20 protein-coding genes and 1 pseudogene are annotated in these 21,744 nt (G+C 32.5%); 13 read left to right on the forward strand and 8 right to left on the reverse strand.

Going from position 1 to position 21,744, the window contains the following annotated elements; all coding sequences use genetic code 11:
• Positions 1-71 precede the first annotated feature (71 nt).
• The 11 genes from FNW52_RS02825 (at position 72) to FNW52_RS02875 (ending at position 13,140) form a co-directional block, all read left to right on the forward strand.
• Positions 72-1,751 (forward strand): hypothetical protein, encoded by a 1,680-nt coding sequence (locus FNW52_RS02825; RefSeq protein WP_143375911.1) that lies wholly within the window; start codon positions 72-74, stop codon positions 1,749-1,751.
• 108 nt (positions 1,752-1,859) lie between these two features.
• Positions 1,860-2,732, forward strand: coding sequence for a hypothetical protein (locus tag FNW52_RS02830; protein WP_143375912.1), 873 nt, complete (start codon positions 1,860-1,862; stop codon positions 2,730-2,732).
• Between the two features lie 169 nt (positions 2,733-2,901).
• Positions 2,902-4,170, forward strand: coding sequence for an oligosaccharide flippase family protein (locus FNW52_RS02835; RefSeq protein WP_143375913.1), 1,269 nt, complete (start codon positions 2,902-2,904; stop codon positions 4,168-4,170).
• Positions 4,171-4,176: 6 nt separating this feature from the next.
• Positions 4,177-4,830, forward strand: coding sequence for a bifunctional 2-polyprenyl-6-hydroxyphenol methylase/3-demethylubiquinol 3-O-methyltransferase UbiG (locus tag FNW52_RS02840; RefSeq protein ID WP_143375914.1), 654 nt, complete (start codon positions 4,177-4,179; stop codon positions 4,828-4,830).
• Between the two features lie 32 nt (positions 4,831-4,862).
• A complete protein-coding gene (locus FNW52_RS02845) occupies positions 4,863-5,867 on the forward strand; it encodes a glycosyltransferase family 2 protein (protein WP_143375915.1) in 1,005 nt (334 codons plus the stop codon).
• Positions 5,864-7,174, forward strand: a complete 1,311-nt coding sequence (locus tag FNW52_RS02850) for an O-antigen ligase family protein (protein ID WP_143375916.1) — start codon at positions 5,864-5,866, stop codon at positions 7,172-7,174. Before FNW52_RS02845 ends, FNW52_RS02850 begins: the two co-directional genes overlap by 4 nt.
• The gene (locus tag FNW52_RS02855) at positions 7,152-8,324 is read left to right on the forward strand and encodes a glycosyltransferase (RefSeq protein WP_143375917.1); all 1,173 of its coding nucleotides are present in this window, start codon (positions 7,152-7,154) and stop codon (positions 8,322-8,324) included. Before FNW52_RS02850 ends, FNW52_RS02855 begins: the two co-directional genes overlap by 23 nt.
• The gene (locus FNW52_RS02860) at positions 8,306-9,565 is read left to right on the forward strand and encodes an O-antigen ligase (protein ID WP_143375918.1); all 1,260 of its coding nucleotides are present in this window, start codon (positions 8,306-8,308) and stop codon (positions 9,563-9,565) included. Before FNW52_RS02855 ends, FNW52_RS02860 begins: the two co-directional genes overlap by 19 nt.
• The gene (locus FNW52_RS02865) at positions 9,531-10,655 is read left to right on the forward strand and encodes a glycosyltransferase (RefSeq protein ID WP_143375919.1); all 1,125 of its coding nucleotides are present in this window, start codon (positions 9,531-9,533) and stop codon (positions 10,653-10,655) included. Before FNW52_RS02860 ends, FNW52_RS02865 begins: the two co-directional genes overlap by 35 nt.
• A 54-nt stretch (positions 10,656-10,709) precedes the next feature.
• Positions 10,710-11,693, forward strand: coding sequence for a UDP-glucuronic acid decarboxylase family protein (locus tag FNW52_RS02870; protein WP_143375920.1), 984 nt, complete (start codon positions 10,710-10,712; stop codon positions 11,691-11,693).
• Between the two features lie 94 nt (positions 11,694-11,787).
• Complete coding sequence (locus FNW52_RS02875) at positions 11,788-13,140, forward strand: exopolysaccharide biosynthesis polyprenyl glycosylphosphotransferase (RefSeq protein WP_143375921.1); 1,353 nt, start codon at positions 11,788-11,790, stop codon at positions 13,138-13,140.
• Here FNW52_RS02875 and FNW52_RS02880 read toward each other — a convergent pair.
• The 5 genes and pseudogenes from FNW52_RS02880 to FNW52_RS02895 form a co-directional block, all read right to left on the reverse strand.
• Positions 13,137-14,333 carry a glycosyltransferase family 4 protein gene (locus FNW52_RS02880; RefSeq protein WP_143375922.1) on the reverse strand — a complete coding sequence of 399 codons (1,197 nt, stop codon included), beginning with the start codon at positions 14,331-14,333 and terminating at the stop codon, positions 13,137-13,139. The two genes, FNW52_RS02875 and FNW52_RS02880, sit on opposite strands and share 4 nt — an antisense overlap.
• Positions 14,333-15,421, reverse strand: a complete 1,089-nt coding sequence (gene wecB, locus FNW52_RS02885; protein ID WP_143375923.1) for a non-hydrolyzing UDP-N-acetylglucosamine 2-epimerase — start codon at positions 15,419-15,421, stop codon at positions 14,333-14,335. Before wecB ends, FNW52_RS02880 begins: the two co-directional genes overlap by 1 nt.
• Positions 15,393-15,605 carry a hypothetical protein gene (locus tag FNW52_RS21040; protein ID WP_255515466.1) on the reverse strand — a complete coding sequence of 71 codons (213 nt, stop codon included), beginning with the start codon at positions 15,603-15,605 and terminating at the stop codon, positions 15,393-15,395. Before FNW52_RS21040 ends, wecB begins: the two co-directional genes overlap by 29 nt.
• A 3-nt stretch (positions 15,606-15,608) precedes the next feature.
• Positions 15,609-15,821, reverse strand: a pseudogene (locus tag FNW52_RS21045) (ORF6N domain-containing protein); the annotation flags it as partial.
• 158 nt (positions 15,822-15,979) lie between these two features.
• Positions 15,980-17,290 carry a phenylacetate--CoA ligase family protein gene (locus FNW52_RS02895; protein ID WP_143375924.1) on the reverse strand — a complete coding sequence of 437 codons (1,311 nt, stop codon included), beginning with the start codon at positions 17,288-17,290 and terminating at the stop codon, positions 15,980-15,982.
• Positions 17,291-17,442: 152 nt separating this feature from the next.
• On the opposite strand from FNW52_RS02895, the gene purD reads away from it, so the two are divergent.
• On the forward strand, positions 17,443-18,717 hold the full coding sequence (gene purD, locus FNW52_RS02900; protein WP_143375925.1) for a phosphoribosylamine--glycine ligase: 1,275 nt from the start codon (positions 17,443-17,445) through the stop codon (positions 18,715-18,717).
• A gap of 83 nt (positions 18,718-18,800) precedes the next feature.
• On the opposite strand, the gene FNW52_RS02905 is transcribed toward purD, so the two are convergent.
• On the reverse strand, positions 18,801-19,031 hold the full coding sequence (locus FNW52_RS02905; protein ID WP_143375926.1) for a uracil phosphoribosyltransferase: 231 nt from the start codon (positions 19,029-19,031) through the stop codon (positions 18,801-18,803).
• Positions 19,032-19,176: 145 nt separating this feature from the next.
• Here FNW52_RS02905 and FNW52_RS02910 point away from each other — a divergent pair, with 145 nt between their 5' ends.
• On the forward strand, positions 19,177-20,106 hold the full coding sequence (locus FNW52_RS02910; protein WP_143375927.1) for a DUF6427 family protein: 930 nt from the start codon (positions 19,177-19,179) through the stop codon (positions 20,104-20,106).
• Here the strand turns inward: FNW52_RS02910 and upp are convergent.
• Together upp and FNW52_RS02920 are read right to left on the reverse strand one after the other, a co-directional pair.
• Positions 20,101-20,754 (reverse strand): uracil phosphoribosyltransferase, encoded by a 654-nt coding sequence (upp, locus tag FNW52_RS02915; RefSeq protein WP_143375928.1) that lies wholly within the window; start codon positions 20,752-20,754, stop codon positions 20,101-20,103. The two genes, FNW52_RS02910 and upp, sit on opposite strands and share 6 nt — an antisense overlap.
• Positions 20,755-21,040: 286 nt before the next feature.
• A complete protein-coding gene (locus FNW52_RS02920; protein ID WP_143375929.1) occupies positions 21,041-21,277 on the reverse strand; it encodes a hypothetical protein in 237 nt (78 codons plus the stop codon).
• Positions 21,278-21,744 lie beyond the last annotated feature (467 nt).

Raw genomic sequence — 21,744 nt, forward strand, 5'->3', positions numbered from 1 at the left:
AGTTTTAAATCTAAAGGGGTTAAAATAAAAGAACAAAATCCTTACATTTGAGCGTTATAAAGTTATAAAAAATGAAAGAGACTAAAAATATATCCAGATCCAGAGCACAAGAATCATCGGCAGCCATTGAAAAAATGTACATCACAATGCGCCATCTTTTTAATAGAGGATTTTATAAACCTATGGGGATTTCTGGGGACACCTTAAGAGAGGCCTTATTGGCTTTAAGACCAGAAATTTATGGAAATATTGCCGAAGAGAAAGTGGAATTAAATGGACTTTTATATGTTATTGAGCGTCTTCCAGTTGGAATCGAGGAGTGCCGTTTTATTAATTTAACTTCGGATGAAGGGTATTCCAAATCACATTTTAAAGCGATAGTACCGCCAAAAAGACGCCGCAATTGCTATCGAATTGACGAAGAGCAAATGAATGTAGAAATCACTCGAGGACGATCAGACATTTATGATATCCTGACGCATTTGACGTTTATTTTCATCGAATCTCATAAAATCAAGAATAGAGTTTTACTGGACGATGCTGGCGAAGTATCCCGTGATTGGGAAAAATTGGAAATGGCAGTCTCTCAAAGTAAAAAATTGAGTCTTATAGAAAAAGAGAAGGCCATTTCTCATGCTGCCAATATTCTAGGAAGAACCTTCGAGGAAGTCTTGGATATATACGATGCTTTTGGAACCGAAGCAGCGCCCGATCGCTTTTTGCACGTGATTTATTGGTTGGGGAAACTGGCTATAGAAGAAGTTGTGGACAATAATAAAAGAACCATTACGTTTAGTCCTATTCTCAGAGAGCGTTTGGGACATCATATTCATGGTGAGATTTGGGCAACCAACATCAAGGAAGTTTTGAAAGCCAATCAATTGTTGGATAGACCCATTCATGTGATTAGTGCCAACATGCATTCGGTGATGAATTCTATTTTTGCCACACCCATTTTGAAAACGAAGTTCAAAGACAAATCTGATTTCTTTATTTATGAAGAGTTGAGCAAGTCGGGAGCGCATGAAGTTCGCAATCTAGTGGAAGCCGTTGCATTAAAACAAGGAATGATTGCCTTACCAGATACTTCTGGAACCAACATTGATGTGCAAATTTTTGATACAGCCAAAATAGATTGGACTAAGACTTCTTTTCCAACAGCAAATCTTAGGGAAGAGAAACCTGTTCTTGTCGTTATGGATTATGCCTTTGGTGAGCAAGCTTATGAAACGATAGACGAGTTATTGAAACCGTACAAAAAAGAAACTTTGCTTCGTGTAGAATCGGTTTCCATTATGGGAAAAGCGGGAATTTTAGAAGGGGGAAAAGGAGATATCATGATTCCGAATGCCCATATCAATGAGGGAACGGCAGATAATTATTTTTTCGAAAATGAACTGACTGCAGACATGTTTGAAGGCAATGACATTGCAGTTTTTGCTGGACCAATGGTTACGGTTTTGGGAACATCGTTGCAAAACAGAGACTTGTTGAAGTTTTTTCACGAATCGACTTGGGGCGTTATAGGATTGGAAATGGAAGGTTCCTATTACCAAAAAGCCATTCAATCGGCCTCTAAAATCAGAAAAAGCGTTCCTCACGACATCAAAGTACGATATGCTTATTATGCATCAGATAATCCATTAGAAACAGGAAGTACATTGGCATCAGGCGGGTTGGGAACCACAGGTGTAAAACCTACGTATTTGATTACCATTAAAATATTAGAACAAATTTTCAATATAAAATAAAAACACAGCATGAGTGCAAAAAGAGAAGATAATCCAGAAATTGACTTGCTAACGGTTTTTAGCAGAATAGGACATTTCTTCGAATGGATTAATACTTTGTTGTTTAAAATGATTCGTTTTTTTGTAAAAAACGCAATTGTTGTTGTTGTTTTGGTCGTTGTTGGGGTTGTTGTTGGAAAGTATTTGCAAAAGTCAAATAACAGTTATGATCAAAAAATTATAGTAGTCCCAAATTTCAAATCAACCGAATATTTATATTCAAAAATTGATCTTTTAGGCTCAAAAATAGCATTGCAAGATACCTTGTTTTTAAAATCAATTGGGATTCAAAATCCTTTACAAATCGCTTCTATTTCTGTTGAACCGATTGTAAATGTAAATGATCTGATTAATGAGAAAGACAAAGAGTTTCAATTATTAAATTTAATGGAAGCAAATGAAGGTTTAAAATCCATTGTAAAAGATACTACTTTAAGAAAATACTATAATTTTCATTCTATTAAAATAAATACCAATGGTGTAGTTTCCTCAAAAAACATGATAGACCCAATATTAAATTTTTTGAATAAAAGTTCCTATTATGATGCATTTAAAAAAATAAATCTTCAGAATATTCAAAATCAAATCAAGATAAAAGAAGCAACTATTATTCAAATTGATGGCATTTTAAATCAGTTTTCAGTTGCTACAAGTCAATCAGCCAATCAAAAATTAGTTTATTATAACGAAAATATTGATCTAGATAAGGTTATTAAAACCAAAGATTCTATATCTGATCAGATTGGCCTATTAAAATTAAAACTTTACAGTGCTGATAAAATCATTAAAGAAAGCGGGATGGTTTTAAATACAAAAAAATACAAATCAATACAAGGAAAGTTAATTTATCTTTTACCATTAGTTTTAGTTGGGCTTTTTATTTTTATTAACTTTTTCATTTCATTTTATAAAAAACAATCTGTGAAAGCGCAAGAGATTTAATTGTAGAAAACTCCTTGGTCGGGTATTCAATCTGTTTTATGTATTGATTTCAACGATTTAAATTCAATAAAACGCAACTTTTTTGTAGTTATACAGTTAGCCTAAATATATAGTTAGAAATAGTAAAGGAACTTTAACAATAATGTTCCTTTTGGTATTTCATTATTAAATGAAAATAGAAAAAAAAATAAAAGCAGTTAAAGACTATTTAATATATGGTTCAGGACAATTAATAAATTTAATTGCTCCGTTATTAGTTGCACCTAAAGTAATTTCGGTTTGTGGTATTGAAAATTGGGGTAAAGTTGGCGTGGCACTGTCTATTTTTACTTTATTAGGACTGTTTGTTGACTTCGGTTCCAACCTGTTGGGTGTTAAAGAAATTAGTGCCAATAAGAATGATTTTTCTAAAATTAGAAGTTATTTGAATTTATCATTTTCATTTAAATTAATTATTCTTTTTGTCCTGCTGGTCCCTGTCAGTTTAACTATTTTAGTTTTTGACATAAAAGAAAGCAATCTTTATTTTTTAGGATTATTCATGTTATCAGCTCAGTTTTTTAACATAACATGGATTTATCAAGGTCTGGAGAAGTTTTCTTCCGTAAACAGGCTTATTTTTTTTTCAAAATCTATCTATATCCTTCTGGTCTTTATTTTAGTCAAAAAGAGCGATGATTATATCTATGTTTTGTTTCTGCTTGGAGTTTCAAATACGTTAGTTTATTCTTTTTTTTACTTTAAAATGTATAGTTTTTATAACCTCAGTTTATTTAAGGTAGATCTTTATTTACTCAAAGAGTATGTTAAAAATGAATATTCAATACTGATATCCAATATTTCAATTTCTATTTATACTCAGTGTCCAATATTAATAATTAGGTATTTATTAGGAGATTATTATGCAGGGATATACAAAATAGGGGATATGATATTAAGCGTTTTTAGAAGCTATTTGTCGGTATTTTTCAATGTGAGTTTTCCTAAATTTTGCAGTACTTATACCGAAAATAAATCTAATGGAATTTTATTTTTAAAAAAGGTTAACAGTATAAACATTTTGCTACTATTAATTGGAATATTCTCTATTCTCGTTTTTGGAATCACGATTCTGAACACTGTAGTAATGAATAGTAAAACATATGACTTGATTGTTTTTTATTCAGGTTTTATAATTGTGCCCATTGTAATTGCGATAAATATTCCATTCTATCAATTCTTGATTTATAAAAATCAGCAAAAGATATTGTCAATAATTTTATCCCTTAGTTCCATATTAATGCTATTTGGATGTTATTTTTTTACAAAAATGTTTCATTTAAAAGGCAGTTTAATTGCTGTTTTTTTAATAGAAACAATAATTTCATCCCTAATAATAGGCTATTGTTGCGTAAAGTATGGTATAAATTTAAAAGCAATTAGTTTAAAGATTAAATAGAGAAAAATGGAAGAATCTTATTTAGATAAAAACAATGATTATTTTTCAATTGTTAGAAAGGATATTATTTCTTTTATAGGAAATGAGAAAGATTTAAATGTTTTGGAAATTGGTGCAGGAACAGGCGAAACCTTATTAGAATTAAAGAAAAGAGGTGTAGCAAATCGAATTTCTGGTTTTGACATAGTTGATATAAATCCCAATAAAGAAAAATTCGACTGTTTTATTATTGGAAATATAGAGAATCAACTAAGTCCTTTTGATAAAAAAGAATTTGACGTTATTATTTTGGCTGATGTACTGGAACATCTTATTGATCCTGAAAAAACAATTCAAAAATTGATTCCTTGTTTAAGAAAAGGCGGAAGTTTTTATATCAGTTTGCCCAATATTAGAAACATTAAAGCGTTGTCTCAAATCTTCTTAAAAGGTAGTTTTGAATATGCTGATAGTGGAATTTTTGATAGAACACATCTGCGATTTTACTGTAAAAAAGATATGATTCAACTTGTGAGTTCATTTGATGAATTAGAAATAGTTAAAGTCGAATCCAATTTGAAACATACTTCTTCTATGAAAACAATTTTGAATAAATTGACTTTTGGTGTTTTTGAGCAGTTTTTGAGCCTCCAATATTTTATAAAAGCAACATTAAAATAAAGAGTTTAACCCAAAAATTGAACTAGAATTAAATGGCAAACAAAGTTTATATAGTACTCTTAAATTACAATGGCTTTTTGGACACGATGGAGTGTTTAGAGAGTGTATTGAAGTTACACTATGAAAATTTTCAAATAATAGTGATTGATAACAGCGAGACGCTAGTGCCTTTTGAAAATTTAATCAATTGGGCTTTAGGAAATTTTACAGTAAAAGTAAAAGAAACTGCTTTCGAAAATCTTGTTTTTCCATTGGAGCAAAAACCAGTAGATTTTTGTACAACATCGGAAAATGAATTTTTAGAAAAGGAGCTAAACCATAAAATAGTTTTTGTAAAAGCCAATCAGAACAATGGATTTGCGGCTGGGAATAATATTGCTCTGCGCTATGTTTTAAAATTTGGAACTCCAGATTCGTATATTTGGCTATTAAACAATGACACTGTAGTTGATAAAGAAGCGCTGAGTGCTCAAATTTTGTATTTGTCAAAACCCAAAAATAAGGGAATAGGAATTTTAGGAAGTAAGCTAGTCTATTATCACAAACCCGACAAAATTCAGGCAATTGGCGGAAATTTTAATGAAAGACATTATATTCCATCTCATATTTGCGAAGGGGAATCTATTGTTTTACAAAAGAATAATTCTATCAAAATAGATTATGTTATAGGGGCATCAATGTTTGTTCCATTACAATTTATAAAAGATGTTGGTATGCTGTGCGAAGATTTTTTTCTTTATTATGAGGAACTCGACTGGACATATCGTGCTAAAGATAAGGGCTGGGATGTTGATTGCTGCCTAGAATCGATAGTGTATCATAAAGAAGGCGCAAGCATAGGTTCTTCTTATGATTCCCAAAAAAAGAGTTATTTTTCAGAGATTACGATCTTTAAAAGTAGAAAGTTATTTGTAAAAAAACATTTCAAATTGGGGTTCAATTTTTATTTTTCTAGTTTAGCGTTGATTCTAAATCGAATCCGTAAAGGGAAAATTAGGTTAGGATTAGAATTGCTAAAAATCACAGTACAGAAATGAGGATAAATACAATAACGATATTGCTTTTTGGAATACTATTTTTGGCAATTTACCAAGATTTTCCTTTGGTTACTGTTTTTGGTGAAATTGCGCGTTCCCCAATAATTTTTGTCATTCCTCTGATGCTTGTTTATTTAATGAGCCTCAAGAAAATTATGGTATCCAATTACACCGAATATTTTATTTATTATGTGTTGTATTTGATGCTTATTTCATTGGTTTTTATGCCGATTCTTTACTTTTTAAACGGGTCACTCATTTTTTTGAAGGAGAATCTTATACTCAAAACAATAAAAATGAGCGTTTATCCCTTATCAGCTTTGGTATTTTATCAATTTGTGTATAGTATTTTAAGCAGGGGTAAAGACACACTAAACTATCTTTTTAAAGCTATATTTTGTCTTCAGGTGCTCGTTGCTATTTACCTCTTATTCGAAGTTTTTTTCTTAAAAACAACAACAATTTTCTTGTCCTTTTTACATGTTGATCCTTTTAAATATTATAGGGTTAGGCTATTGACAGCCGAAGAAAGTTGGGCTGGAACAGTTTTGACTTTTTTTGTTTTTGTTCCTGTATTTCTGGTAAATTATTTGGAGTATTCTAAACGGACTAAACAAAAGGTTTATAGTATTTCGGCATTTATATTTCTGTATTACACTTTAGTAAGTGAATCCAAAGGGTATTTGTTATTAGTTTTAGTGTCTATTTTACCGATGACGATTAGTTATATGTTTAAGAGCAAAAAATTAAGAAAGATTGCTCTTGTATTGCTCCCCGTTGTTTTTATTGTAACTGTTTTTGTTTTTATAGTTTTAAAAACAACCATCGAAAGTCAAATACATACTAGTATAACTTTTGGAACGCGTTTTACGTCCTATTTGTCTGCAATAAAAATATTTTTGACGCATCCCTTTGGCGTTGGTTGGAGTGGCTTTGTTTACTATCTCCCTGAAACCATACGAGAAACCATAAATGGGAGCTGGGTAAGTACTTTAGATCTTAATGAAATAAAAGGCTATCTTCTATCGGCAAAAGGACTGTCTACCAAAACGGAGTTTTTTGATGGTTTAATATATGGCGGTATAGGGTTTCTAGTCTTTTATTATCTATTTTTCATAAAAAGAGTCTTCTTTTTTTTCAAAGTAAAAAACCCTACTTTTTTTTTCCTTAAAGTTCCTTTAATCTTTAGTATTTTAGCGGGATCTATTTACATTACTTTCCATATAAAATATGAGGTTTGGTTTTTAATGGCCTTTTTAGATGTAATGCAAAACAGAATAAGTAATGAAACCCCAATCGCAGAATAAAATCTTAATTGTATCTAGTTTTTTTCCATTTCCCTCTTTTTTTGGTGGTGCTTATGACGTTTTTGAAAGAATCAAAGGCTTGAAATCCCTTGGTTTTGAGATAGATTTAATATGTACTTGTAAAACAATCCCAAAAGAGGAAGATATTGATTTTGTAAAAACATATATCGAAGAATTGTTTTTGGTTGAAAGAAAGAACAGGCTGCTAGACCTTTTTAATTTAAAACCGCTACAGGTAATTTCCAGAAATGAATTGAAAAATGTTGTGTTGCATCAAAAATACAATTACACCATTTTAGAATCAGAATGTGTTGGGTTAATACTAGAAAACAAAAGCCTTAGAACCGATGAAGTTATCGTTAGGATTCACAATAACGAATCAAAATATTTCAGGGAACTAGCCTATAGTACCCATTCATTTTTTAACAAACTGTATTATTTTCAGGAATCGTTTAAATACAACTATTTTTCATTCAATATTTTTTCTAAAGCAGACAGGCTTTGGTTTATATCAAAAGAGGAATTGGTTCAAAATGAGCTGAATACTTCTATGGGATACAAATCGACCCATTTGCCTTCACCAATAAACGACCCATTTCTTAAACAGGAATTGTCTAGTAAGACAGTGTTATTTATAGGTGCTTTATTTATGCCAAATAACATTGAAGCATTGTTGTGGTACTTAGATTTTGTCCATCCATTTTTAGTAAAGGAGGAAAACTACAAATTAATAATTGTTGGTAGTACAGGAGAGTTTACCGAAGATTACTTTAGAAAGAAATTAAATCACTATTCAAATATTGAGTTATTTTTCAATGCCAAAGAACTAGATTTATTTTATGCACAATCAACGGTCTTTATTAATCCAATGTTCCACGGAACCGGAGTAAAATTAAAATCTATAAATGCAATTGTAAATGGATTGCCATTGATAGCAACTACAATAGGTGCTGAAGGAATTGGATTAGATGGAGAAATGTATTTTGAAGCCAATACTCCAACAGAATTCATTACATCAATTTTGGCTGTTTTTAATTTAAGTCCAGCAGAAAAGCATGTAAAAGTTAGTGCTGCACAAAGTTATTTGCTCAACGTTAATTATTTATCAATTTTAAAAAAGGAATTTAAGGAATGTTTAAAGACAAGATAAAAATATACAATTATTTGACAATACTCATAGCTGTTTTTCCAATTCTAGGATTAAAGAAGAGTGTGTTTACGATAATCATTTGGGCTTTGTTTTCCATTTTTATTCTTTTTACTGAGAAAACCTATAAAACAATTACTAAAAAAGACGGTATAAATTTGGTTGTTTTGACGAGTTATTACTTTGCCTTTGTTATTTCCTTTGTCTTTATCGATGACCGTGCTTTAGCATCAAGATTTCTTGAAAAAAACATTGCTTTCCTTTTGTTTCCTTTATTTATGATTGTGAACAAAGATTTTATTTTCCCCGATACTTTAAAAAAAGCGTTATATGGCTTTATATTTAGCAATCTAATATTAGCCTCCTACATCTGGATTATTATTCTGTCCAAAGGATATGCTGAGATCATGGCAGCCGATAATTATTATAACCCAACAATAAGAAACATATTTAGTGATGTCTCAGGAATTCACTTGCCTTACTTAGGGATATTATTTGTTTTTTCGAGTTTAATGCTTTTGAAAGATATATTGTTTAGTAAAAAAAAAGTTTCAATTTTAAATGGCATCCGACTATTAGCGATAAGTTTATTGATGTTTTCGGTGGTAGCTTTCGCCGCCAGATTGGCTTTGTTTTCATTTTTGTTAGTTTCTCTATTTTTAATTTTTAAAATGACAAAGACCGTAGGCATTAGAATTGTATTTATTTCCGGGTTCTTTCTGCTGCTTCTAACTGTTTTTATAGTACCATCTTCTAAAAAAAGAATAGATGATGTATTTAATTCGAAACTTATTTTACCCAATAAAAATCAAAACTCAAGCGAGGTAAATTTCCGCTATGGTATTTATCATTGTGCAAGTACGATTCTAAAAGAAAACTGGATTACAGGGGTAGGACCTGGGAATGTTCAAAAACAATTAGACGATTGCTATTCTGGGTATACTTATAAAAATTACGATGATTATAGCCATATTGAATATAATTCACACAATCAGTATATAGACATTTGTTTAAAATATGGTGTCTTTGGTCTGATTGCGTTTTTAATTTTTCTTTTTTGGGGAGTAAATACTAAAGACCTGATTTATCACGTTTTCCTTTTTATTATTTTGATTGGATTAGTAACCGAGAATTTGTTTGACAGACAGATTGGAGTTGTCTTTTTTACTTTTTTTAACTCGCTTTTCTTTATTAACAAAACAAATTACTTTGAAAAAAGCATTAGTAGTCGATTGGCTAGATAAGTATGGCGGTGCCGAGAGAGTAATTGCATCTCTGGAAAATGTGTTTTCTTTCGGGAAAACCTACACCTTGGTCAATGTGATGAAAGAGAATGATTTAATGAAAATTTACAAAAACAAGAAACGAGAGATAATAGAAACTCCTATTCGCTTTTTGAGCAATAATTTTAGATTTTTATTTTTATTTTTTCACTATTCCATCAATAAAATAGTTGTAGATAAGGATATATCCATAATTATTTCATCGTCTCATGCAGTAGCAAAAGGAATACGAAAGTCATCAAAACAACAGCTCCATATCAGTTATTTTCAGGCTAGAAATTTTAATTACATTTGGGATGACAGCAAATTGTTTTTTGGCAATTTCAGATTTTTATTTGAACCATTTTTCTCTATTTTGAGAAGAATGGACGTAAAGCAAGCTCAAAACCCAGATTTTATTGTTGCAAATTCAAATTTTGTAAAGCAATGGGTAAAAGAAAAATACAATAGAGAAGCCACTATTATTTATCCGCCTGTGGATCTTAGTAACTTTTTTTTAGTCGAGGAAAAAGAAAATTATTATGTTTCTGTAGGAAGAATTGTTTCGGTAAAAAGATTCGATATTCTTATAGAAACATTTAAGGATCTTGATTTCAATTTGATAATTATAGGGAATGGAGATAATTATGAAGTACTTAAAAAAAAGGCAAGTAGTAATGTTTTATTCACAGGTTTTTTAGAATCAAATCAGGTAAATGAATACGTAAGTAAAGCAAAAGGTTTTATTCAAGTAGGAGTTGAAGGCTTTGGGATTGCACCTGTGGAGGCTCAAGCTTGCGGAACTCCTGTAATTGCTTTTGGCGAAGGAGGAGTGTTGGAAACGGTCTGTAATGGCAAAACAGGCGTTTTTTTTAAGGAACAAACAGCTCAAAGCTTAAGAGATGCCATACTTTATTTTGAAACCCTAACATTCAACCCAAAAGAAATACGGGAACACGCTTTGCAATTTTCAAGGGAAAGGTTTGAAAGTGAAATTAAAGCTTTTGTGGACGAAAAATATCAAGAATATCAAAACTTGAATATGGATAGTTTATTGCAAAAAGTTATGTAAAGAAGTGTATTACAAAACCCATTCTCACTATATTTGTTACCTATTATTATTTTTATGAAAAGAATACTCATTACTGGGGCAGCAGGATTTTTAGGATCACATCTTTGTGACCGTTTTATCAAAGAAGGTTATCATGTTATTGGAATGGATAATCTCATTACAGGTGATTTAAAAAATATAGAGCATTTGTTCAAATTGGAACATTTTGAGTTTTACCACCATGATATCACCAAGTTTGTGCATGTTCCAGGAAAAATAGATTATATTTTACATTTTGCTTCGCCTGCAAGTCCAATCGATTACCTCAAAATTCCAATTCAAACCTTAAAAGTAGGTTCGTTGGGAACGCATAATTTATTAGGATTGGCTAGGGTAAAAAAGGCAAGAATTCTTATTGCATCCACATCTGAGGTGTATGGAGACCCTCTAGTTCACCCGCAAACGGAGGAATATTACGGGAACGTAAACACCATAGGACCAAGAGGAGTGTATGATGAGGCCAAACGTTTTCAAGAATCGATCACTATGGCGTACCATACTTTTCATGGGGTAGAAACTAGAATTGTTCGAATTTTTAATACCTATGGACCAAGAATGCGTCTTAATGATGGTCGTGTTATTCCTGCTTTTATTGGACAAGCCATTCGTGGAGAGGATTTAACGATTTTTGGAGACGGAATGCAAACTCGTTCTTTTTGTTATGTTGATGATCAAGTAGAAGGGATTTTCAGATTATTGCATTCGGATTATGTTTTGCCTGTAAATATTGGTAATCCAGACGAAATCACCATCAAGGATTTTGCTGAGGAAATTATAAAATTAACTGGAACCAATCAAAAAGTGGTTTACCATCCGTTACCTATCAACGATCCTTTGCAACGTCAACCGGATACTACCAAAGCTAAAGAGTTACTGGGTTGGGAGGCGAAAGTAAACCGTGCCGAAGGAATGAAAATTACCTATGATTATTTCAAATCACTATCCAAAGAAGAATTATCCAAAGAGGAGCATAAAGATTTTTCTAAGTATATCAATTAGTGAAATCGCCATTTACAATAAGTTTGGATAAGCAAACACCGATGAATACTGAGGCGATACCATATGTGACCACTAAAATATAAATTTTACACATATGAAGACAAAAACCGGAAGATATTCGGGCTATATCCGCCCTTTTTCACGCTTATTAGACTTGGTTATTATCAATGTTTTTGCTGCGTACTTTTCGGGTATACCTGTTTTTCAGGATTTTTATGCTTTTTTTATTAGTTGTGCTTGGTTTATTATTACTGCCAATTTAGGTTTTTACGAAGTTTATAGGTACACCAAAGTAATTGCTATATTGAATTGTACTTTGAAACAGGCTATTGCTTTTGCGATTTGTTGTCTAGCACTCGCTTATTTTTATCCCGAAAGATATAGTTTGTATACCATACTATTATTCACAACAGTGTCGGTAGTATTAGTTCTTGGTTTTAAATTATTCATTTATTTTTTTCTAAAAAAATACAGAATCATATTTGGGGGTAATTTTAGGACCGTTGCTCTGATAGGAAAACGTAAAAGTATAAGTCCGTTGCAACATTTTTTCGAAGAAAACCCAGATTATGGGTATAAATTGACAAAAGTGTTTGATTTGGATCATCATAAAACCGAACAGCTTCAGGAGAGTTTTTCGTTTATTTTAGAAAACAAAATTGATGAAATTTATTGTTCTATGAGTGATTTGACCAGCAAGCAAATTGATGATTTTATTTTTTTTGCAGACAATAACTTTAAAACACTCAAATTCATTCCAGATGAGAAACAGCTCCTTTCTTTAAATGCGACCTTCGAATATTACGATTATATTCCCATAATTGCACAGAGAACGATTTCTCTAGACGAATCATTACATAAAATCATTAAACGCGTATTTGATATTGTTTTTTCAATTTTAATAATAGTTGCGGTATTATCTTGGCTGATCCCTATTTTAGCCATTATTATTAGATTGGATTCAAATGGGCCATTATTTTTTATACAAAAGAGAAATGGTTTAAATAATAAGGAATTCAATTGTTTCAAATTCAGATCGATGGAACTCAATGATGAAGCGAATATTAATCAAGTTTCTAAAAATGATGTCCGCATAACAAAAATTGGCAGATATATTAGAAAAACAAGCATAGATGAGCTACCTCAGTTTTTTAATGTTTTATTGGGAGATATGTCCGTAGTAGGTCCCAGACCGCATATGATTAGCCACACCAATATGTATGCCGAAAGAATTGATAATTTTATGGTGCGCCATTTTATAAAACCAGGTATAACAGGTTTGGCCCAGACCAAAGGATTTCGGGGTGAAGTTGAAACCGACAAAGACATTATAAATAGGGTAAGATATGATATTTTTTATATCGAAAAATGGTCTCAATTGTTGGATTTAACAATCATTTTCAAAACCATCTATAATATTATAAAAGGCGATAAAAAAGCGTATTAAAATACGTTTTTTGACAATAGTTTTTTCATTTGAGTATCTAGATTAAATACAATTTTGGATTGTTTTACAATTGTACTTTTCATTTTATGAATTTCAGATTTGTTTATTTTTGAAATTATGGCTATTTCAGAATTCAGTTTATCATAATTACCCACTTCTGCAACCCACCCCATTCTATTTTCGAGTACAATATTCTCTCCTTCCCCTCCTCCAAAATAGAGGATAGGGAAACCAAGGGCGCCATATTCATATATTTTTGAGGGTACAGAACCATATATTCTTGTTGTAAGCGGTACAATGGCGATATCTAATTTTTTGATTTCTTCATGCAAATCTTGACGTGCTAACATTCCATAAAAATATATTTTTTTCAAAGGATTTTGTTTAATGAACCCTTCTATTTGAGCTCGTTCTGCTCCATCTCCAAAAATATGCAATTCAATATTTAAATGGTCTATTTCTATTTTTTTGCACAACTCTAAAACACCTTGAGCAACACCCAATAATCCCGCATAGAATAGTTTTATAGTTCCTTCCGTCTCGATTTTATTTTCTAGAATTGTATCGTTTTGATTCACGGCATGATCAGGAAAATTTTGGTATAAAAAGCAAGTCTTATCAGGAATTAGTGATTTGATATGAGAAATAATTTCGTTTGATTGACCTAAAATCAATGTTGCTTTTTGATATATAAAATGCTCAAATTTTAAAGATACTTTGTGCGAAAGGCTATTTTTTTTAAGAGCCTTTAATTCTATTGCTGCCAAAGGCCACAGGTCAGAAACGTTTAGAATTATTTTTTTACGTTTGAACCAAAGCACTAAAACAGAAATAAAGGATAATAATAATGGAGGCGATTGGACAACCACTTTATGAGGTGTTTTTTTGAACAAAAGGTAAAAGAAGATGCAAGTAGTAAAAGACAGTATCGATATTAATCGGATGAAAATATTTTTGCTATTGCTGGGATAAATCCAAAGTCGTTTTACAATAATATTCTGAAACGTTTCTTTCACAAAGAATTTCCCTTTGTATTCAGGAAACAGCTCTCCTTTTGGGTAATTTCCCAATGGACAAAGTACAGTAACATTGTAGTTATTTTGATTTAGTTTCAATGCCAATTGTTCTATTCTATTGGCAGCAGCTCCTTTTTCTGGAGGATAATAATTGGATACAATAAGGATTTCTTCCATTATTTTTTACTTAGTAAAATAGTAACGATTCGTTCAGATGTTTTTCCATCCCAAAGTTCTGGAATACCAGACTGTTTTTTTCCGTTTAATAGAAATTCATTGTAAACCTTTACTAAGTTTTCTATCGATGTGCCTACCAAAGTATTGGTTCCTATGGTCTCAGTCTCGGGTCTTTCGGTTGTATTTCGCATCGTAAAACAAGGAATGTTCAAGATCGTCGTTTCTTCCGAAATTCCGCCAGAATCTGTAATTACAGCAAAACTATTTTGAATTAAATACATAAATGATAAATAGCCTTGCGGCTCTACAAATAGTATGTTTTTAAGGTTCAAGTTATTTTCTCCTAATATTGATTTTGTTCTTGGGTGTATCGGGAAAATCACTTTTTTGTCGCCTACCATTTTGTCAATCCCTAAAAGTAAGTCTATTAATGATTGTTCCTCATCTACATTGGAAGGGCGATGCAAAGTGAGAATAATATAGTTTTCAGCTGCTAACTGATACTCTTTCCAGAAAGATGGAGGTGTAAATTTATTTTGATTTTGATATAAAGTATCAATCATCACATTGCCCACAAAATGAATAGCAGACTTATTAGCGCCATTCCTTAGTAGATTCTCCGAAGCGGTAATTGTAGTTGTGAAAAAATAATCCGAAATGCTATCAGTAACCATTCTGTTAATTTCCTCGGGCATTGTTAGATCACCAGAACGAATTCCAGCTTCTACATGGGCTACTTTTATATTTAATTTTTTGGCTGTAATTGCGCAAGCCATAGTCGAATTTACATCTCCAACAACCAAAACTAGATCACAAGGATTTTTAAGTAATTCCTGTTCAAAAGCGACCATTATAGCAGCTGTTTGTTCAGACTGTGTTCCGCTTTTTACATCTAGGTTTATATGAGGTAAAGGAATGTTAAGTTCCTCAAAAAAAGTGTCGCTAAGATTTTTATCATAATGCTGACCAGTATGAACCAAGCGATATGCAATTTTTTCACCGCTATTTTGTTTTTGCTCTATGGCTCTAATTATCGGTGCAATTTTTATGAAATTGGGTCTAGCTCCTGCGATTATCGTGATTTTCATTTTTATATCCAATTTTTACTCTGTTGCTCTCGTTTTCTTTTTTCTCTGTTAGTTCGTCCAAATAGGAGAAAACCAATTCGATGTTTTTATCATGATTTTCAAGTTTCTTTTGAATTTGAAGGATGTCTATTTTTATTTCTGTGGTGTCCAAAAGCATTTGTCTTACTCTCGAAAAAATGCGCATAATTTAAATATTGGTTTGTATTGCTTTTTCGCTTTTTAATACACTTGACAGCATTAAAACACCGTGTTCAGTGAAAGCAAAAGGCAATTTTCTAGTTCCACCCCAACTTGAAGTCGCAAATTGCGACTTCAAGTTATGAAATTCAATTTCAGTGAGTTGAAACATAAAATCCAAAGGAAATCTTGATTCATTCCTTTTTACCTGTTCGTTTAATCTTTTGGTTTCAACTCAATAAAGCAAAGCTAAATCACTATCTAACATCACTTTTTGATTGCGTATAAAGTATATTTTATTAGAAATGGTTTCTTCTGAAAATAAAGTTTGATCGCTCATCATTTTTTAATTTAAATCACCAATATACGATTTTAATTACACTACAATAACGAAATAAACTGTTTCAATTTTCCGCTTTTCCCTCTTTCTAAGACTTTTTTTCTAATAAAAAAATAGTACAAATGAGGTTCTAAATAATTAGAAAACACAGTTTTAATGTTGTTTATTTCTTTTTCATTTAGCTCAACGTCACTTGTATATTCTATTTCAAAAGTATCTAATTTTGTTTGTTTAATCACAAACTCTTTTACGTTTCCTTGATCCCCAAATAGTTTTTTTGTAATCGAATAAAAAGTCATTCCAGGTGCTATTTTACCACTTGGCAATACTGCAATGTCATTGGTTCTACCTATTAATTTTTTCAGAATAGGGTTTTTCAGTGTGCTTTTTTCATCTAATATGCCCATATCGCCCACTTCATACCGAATCATCGGATGGGCTTTGTTATAAAGTGAGGTAACCACAATTCGCCCCGCTGTGCCATAAGGAACCACCTGATTATTTTCATCCAAAATTTCGACAAAAATGGTTTCTGCGTTCACTTTCCATTCTCCTTCTGCACTTTCTAGGGCAATAACATCTAGTTCTGCGGCTCCGTATTCGTTTACAATTGGGATTCTAAAACGTTCTTCAAGTAACATTTTATCTTCTTCAAAAAGCATTTCGGAGGTAACGATGCATACTTTTAAGGTGGGGCAAATGGTGTCTAGAAATAAATCGTTTTTTTTCAAATAGTTTGCCAATAATACAATAGAACTAGTGTAGCCATTGATATAATCGAACTTGCTGTTCGAAAATTTACGTACTATTTTTTCTAATCCCTTGTCTGATAAATCAAAAATAGTAAAGCGGTAACGGTGGCTCAAAAAATCTTTAATGCGCAGTTTTTTATTCGATACAAAATCCAGAGGCATTCCATAAAAGCGGGCCTGATAGGAATGGTTAAAATCTATACCATGCCATTGAAAACGACGCATAATGTTGACCCAGATTAGGGCATGACAAAATTTATCTTTGGCAAATACAAAGGGATTTCCACTAGAGCCAGACGTTTTATTGACAAAAGTGTTTTTGGATGTGTAACCCATCGAAAGTCTTTCCTGCAAAGGTTTCTGTAAATTTCCCTTATTCAAAATAGGCAAATCCGACCAATTTTTAAAAGATGCGGTACCTACTAATTCTTTATAAAAAGGATTATTCTGCAAATGAAAATTAAAGATTTCCATTTTTTTTTGCTCAATGTAATGAACGTATTCTTCCTCTGGAATGGCAAGTATTTTTTGCAATTCGGTATTAGCTTCCTGTATGGGGAAACCATTTAGTTTGAGAGCTAAGTTGAAAATTTTCAACATTTGGTGGAGTAATTTTTATCAAAAATAAGATTTAGCTAGAACTATTGATGATTTAACTGTAACTTTTTAAAATATAATTATTTTTTACGTTCAAAACCAATTATTTTTGCACCAGCTGTCAAAAGACGGAAATGCAACTAAAAAACTACACCATGAATATTTTACTACTAGGATCTGGAGGAAGAGAACATGCTTTTGCGTGGAAAATGATTCAAAGTCCACTTTGCGACACTCTTTTTGTAGCACCAGGAAACGCAGGTACTGCTCAAATTGCAAAAAACATTGACATCAGTGCCACCGATTTTGATGCCATAAAAGCATTGGTAATTAAGGAAAATATTAAAATGGTAGTGGTTGGGCCAGAAGATCCTTTGGTAAAAGGGATTTATGACTTTTTCTTAAATGATCAAGATTTAAAAGATATTCCTGTGATAGGGCCTTCAAAAATTGGAGCAACATTAGAAGGAAGTAAAGAGTTTGCCAAAGAGTTTTTGATGAAACACAATATTCCAACAGCAGCCTACGATAGTTTTACGGCCGAAACCGTTGAAAAAGGATGTCAGTTTCTTGAAACATTACAACCTCCGTATGTACTGAAAGCCGATGGTTTAGCAGCAGGAAAAGGGGTTTTAATCATTCCCGATTTGGCGGAAGCCCAAGACGAATTAAGAAACATGTTGGTACATCAAAAATTTGGTGCAGCAAGTTCAAAAGTGGTAATCGAAGAATTCCTTGACGGAATAGAGTTGAGTTGTTTTGTACTTACTGACGGGAAAAACTATAAAATTTTGCCAACAGCCAAAGATTACAAGCGTATAGGCGAAGGCGATACAGGTTTGAATACAGGTGGAATGGGAGCAGTCTCTCCAGTTCCTTATGTAGATGCGGTGTTGATGGAGAAAATAGAAACTCGTATTGTAAAACCAACCATCGAAGGTTTTCAAAAAGACGGAATTCCATATAAAGGTTTTGTGTTTATTGGACTGATCAATGTCAATAACGAGCCAATTGTTATTGAATACAATGTAAGAATGGGCGATCCAGAAACCGAAGTAGTTGTCCCAAGATTAAAATCAGATTTAGTGGAGTTGTTTTTGGCTGTAGCCAATGAAAAACTGGACGAATTCAACCTAGAAGTGGATGAGAGAAGTGCCACTACGGTTATGATTGTTTCCGGTGGATATCCTGAAGATTTTGAAAAAGGCAAAATAATTTCAGGTTTAGAAACGATTACTGATTCTATCGTTTTTCATGCTGGAACCAAATTAGAGAATGGTAATGTGGTATCTAATGGAGGAAGAGTTATGGCTATCACTTCTTATGGAGATAATTTTCAAGAAGCCTTAGACAAATCATACAAGAATGTAAATCAATTGCATTTTGACAAAATGAATTTCAGAAAAGACATCGGATTTGATTTGATATAAAACCAAAAAAACTTCTTAGATTTTAATTTTTTACAAAAGTTAAAATCTAAGAAGTTTATCTTAATTGCTACAAAGCTACTTGCTTATTTCAAAAATGAATGAGCAGTTGTGTCTTGAAACTCTTCTCCATTTTCTTTATGTAATTTCAATTGTTTGATCCAATAAACCATTGCAACTGCACAAATAATCATGAAGATCCAGTTGATTGTATTAGCTCCAAACCATGTTTTAAGCTCTAATGAACGTAAAAAGTCAAGCGGAGCGAATAAAATGTTTACAAATAAGTATTGGATTCCTTCAAAAAATGATGTCATAATGTATCTTTTTTATTTTATTATTTTTATGTTTTGGAATTGAGAAAATCAATAAATAAATTTTCTAACGAATCTTTTTTAATCTTGCCCCATTCCTTTTTAAACAAGTATTATATTTACAGTCACAAAAGTATAAAATATCCTTATGATAACAAGTGTTTTTAAAAAATCTACACCATTAAATTTTTCTTTGGTCGTTATTTTAATGCTGGTTTTCTTTTTTCTATTTCAAATTCGAGAGCTAGCTTGGACAAATTCTGTTATTTTAATTCTTCAGAGAGTTGGGTTATTGTGCGTTTTACTGGGGACTGTTTTCCTTAGTAGTTTTATTTCAAAACGCAACGGATTGAGCAGAGACAGTACGTACACCGCTTTTTTCTGTCTTTTGTTTCTGATTTTTTTCCCAGATTTATTCAACAACCCAAATCTGATTCTTGCCAATTTTTTTGTTTTAATGGCCATTAGACGGCTTGTTTCTTTGCAAACTTTAAAAGAAACAAAAGAGAAACTTTTTGATGCGTCTTTATGGATTTTTATAGCCGCATTATTTCAATTTTGGAGTATTTTATATATTCTTTTGGTTTTTATATCCGTTATATTCCACGTTTCTAGGGATTATAGAAACTGGATTATTCCTTTTATCGCTTTTTTTGCGGTATCGATTTTGTTTGTTTTGAGTTCTTTGATTTTTGACATTAACAGTATTGCTTTTTTACAGGAGAATAGCAAAATAGATTTCGATGTAGATTATTTTACCAATAATTACCAAAATGCCGCCTTTTCTATTTATATCACGGTTGCGTTGTTTTTTGTAATATCAATATTTTCAACATTATCCAGCCGACCATTAGTGCTACTTTCTTCTTATAAAAAAGTGATAGCTTCTTTTTTTATTGGGGTTCTCGTTTTCGTTTTTTCGGCTAATAAAAGCAATGAATTATTAGTTTTTACTTTTGCACCATTGGCTATATTAGCGACTGCCCATATCGAAATTGCCCAACCCAAATTAAAAGAAGAAATCGTTATGTTTGTGCTTTTGGCCTGTAGTCTATTTGCTTTCTTTTCTCAGTTATAATTTGTTTCCATAGGCTAAATCTCCTGCATCTCCGAGTCCCGGAATAATATAACTTTTGTCATTGAGTTTCTCGTCTAAGGAAGCAATCCAAAGATGACACGTATCCGGTAAATTTTCCTTTAGATGCGCAATGCCTTCGGGAGCGGCAATGATCACGGCAATATGAATTTCTTTTGGTGTGCCTCTTTCTATTAGTTTATTAAAAACAGCCACTATAGATTGTCCCGTGGCGAGCATAGGATCTAGCAACAAAACATTTTTTCCATTAATGTCGGCAATAGCTTGGTACTCCACAAGAATATCAAAATAATCATCATGATTGGGATGGTGTCTGTAGGCCGAAATAAAACCATTCTCCGCATTGTCAAAATAGTTTAAAAACCCCTGATGCAAGGTCAATCCAGCTCTCAAAATGGAACATAAAACCAATTGATCTGCAATTTCGGTAGTTTTTTTAATACCCAGTGGAGTCTGTATTTCAACGGTTTTATAATGCAATGATTTACTCATTTCATACCCCATAATTTCACCAATGCGTTCTATGTTTCTGCGAAAACGCATGCTGTCCTTTTGGACTTTAACGTCTCGAATTTGACCTAAAAAATGATTTAGAACGCTATTGTTTTCTGATAAATAATGAATTTCCATGTAGAGGATATTTAGTCCCGAAACGGCGGGATAATTTTTGTCGTTTTCTTTAAACTATAAAAGTATAAAAAGAACTTTATAAAAATGCTGTGAAGCGTCATTTTTAAAGGGTTTGATAATTAATTTTAATTTTGGGTAGAAAATGAGTATTTTTTTTATTTATAATCGTTTTAATAAAAAAAATCAAAATAAATCCTGTTTTTACCTTGTGAATGCCAGGTTATTGCGTTTGGTAAAACATTGATATATAGTTTTTTAAAAATTGTTTTATTGTAAAATCATTTTTTTAATTGTTTTTGTCCGTTAATTCAATCCAAAGGCAACGGCTCAAACTCAATCCAAAGGCGACCGCTCCAGTTGTTCCTGTACGAATGTGGGAACTGGCAACTAATCGACTGCTGAACCGACCCAATGCAATACGAACCAATGGACTACTGAACCGTTGGAACTGGCAACCAATCGACTGCTGAACCGACCCAATCCAGTACGACCCAATGGACTGCTGAACCGTGGGAACTGGCAACTAATCGACTGCTGACCCGACCCAATCCAATGCGAGCCAATGGATTGCTGAACCGTGGGAACTGGCAACTAATCAACTGCTGAACCGACCCAATCCAATGCGAGCCAATGGACTGCTGAACCGTTGGAACTGGCAACCAATCGACTGCTGAACCGACCCAATCCAGTACGACCCAATGGACTGCTGAACCGTGGGAACTGGCAACTAATCGACTGCTGACCCGACCCAATCCAATGCGAGCCAATGGACTGCTGAACCGTGGGAACTGGCAACTAATCAACTGCTGAACCGACCCAATCCAATGCGAGCCAATGGACTGCTGAACCGTGGGAACTGGCAACCAGTCGACTGCTGACCCGACCCAATCCAATGCGAGCCAATGGACTGCTGAACCGTGGGAACTGGCAACTAATCAACTGCTGAACCGACCCAATCCAATGCGAGCCAATGGACTGCTGAACCGTGGG

This window comes from Flavobacterium sp. ZT3R18, assembly GCF_007097385.1.
Classification (GTDB): domain Bacteria; phylum Bacteroidota; class Bacteroidia; order Flavobacteriales; family Flavobacteriaceae; genus Flavobacterium.

Coding starts and splice junctions, on each gene's coding strand:
- FNW52_RS02825 (WP_143375911.1), top strand. CDS start 72: ATGAAAGAGACTAAAAATATATCCAGATCCAGAGCACAAGAATCATCG.
- FNW52_RS02830 (WP_143375912.1), top strand. CDS start 1,860: ATGATTCGTTTTTTTGTAAAAAACGCAATTGTTGTTGTTGTTTTGGTC.
- FNW52_RS02835 (WP_143375913.1), top strand. CDS start 2,902: ATGAAAATAGAAAAAAAAATAAAAGCAGTTAAAGACTATTTAATATAT.
- FNW52_RS02840 (WP_143375914.1), top strand. CDS start 4,177: ATGGAAGAATCTTATTTAGATAAAAACAATGATTATTTTTCAATTGTT.
- FNW52_RS02845 (WP_143375915.1), top strand. CDS start 4,863: ATGGCAAACAAAGTTTATATAGTACTCTTAAATTACAATGGCTTTTTG.
- FNW52_RS02850 (WP_143375916.1), top strand. CDS start 5,864: ATGAGGATAAATACAATAACGATATTGCTTTTTGGAATACTATTTTTG.
- FNW52_RS02855 (WP_143375917.1), top strand. CDS start 7,152: ATGAAACCCCAATCGCAGAATAAAATCTTAATTGTATCTAGTTTTTTT.
- FNW52_RS02860 (WP_143375918.1), top strand. CDS start 8,306: ATGTTTAAAGACAAGATAAAAATATACAATTATTTGACAATACTCATA.
- FNW52_RS02870 (WP_143375920.1), top strand. CDS start 10,710: ATGAAAAGAATACTCATTACTGGGGCAGCAGGATTTTTAGGATCACAT.
- FNW52_RS02875 (WP_143375921.1), top strand. CDS start 11,788: ATGAAGACAAAAACCGGAAGATATTCGGGCTATATCCGCCCTTTTTCA.
- FNW52_RS02880 (WP_143375922.1), bottom strand. CDS start 14,333: ATGGAAGAAATCCTTATTGTATCCAATTATTATCCTCCAGAAAAAGGA.
- wecB (WP_143375923.1), bottom strand. CDS start 15,421: ATGAAAATCACGATAATCGCAGGAGCTAGACCCAATTTCATAAAAATT.
- FNW52_RS21040 (WP_255515466.1), bottom strand. CDS start 15,605: ATGCGCATTTTTTCGAGAGTAAGACAAATGCTTTTGGACACCACAGAA.
- FNW52_RS02895 (WP_143375924.1), bottom strand. CDS start 17,290: ATGTTGAAAATTTTCAACTTAGCTCTCAAACTAAATGGTTTCCCCATA.
- purD (WP_143375925.1), top strand. CDS start 17,443: ATGAATATTTTACTACTAGGATCTGGAGGAAGAGAACATGCTTTTGCG.
- FNW52_RS02905 (WP_143375926.1), bottom strand. CDS start 19,031: ATGACATCATTTTTTGAAGGAATCCAATACTTATTTGTAAACATTTTA.
- FNW52_RS02910 (WP_143375927.1), top strand. CDS start 19,177: ATGATAACAAGTGTTTTTAAAAAATCTACACCATTAAATTTTTCTTTG.
- upp (WP_143375928.1), bottom strand. CDS start 20,754: ATGGAAATTCATTATTTATCAGAAAACAATAGCGTTCTAAATCATTTT.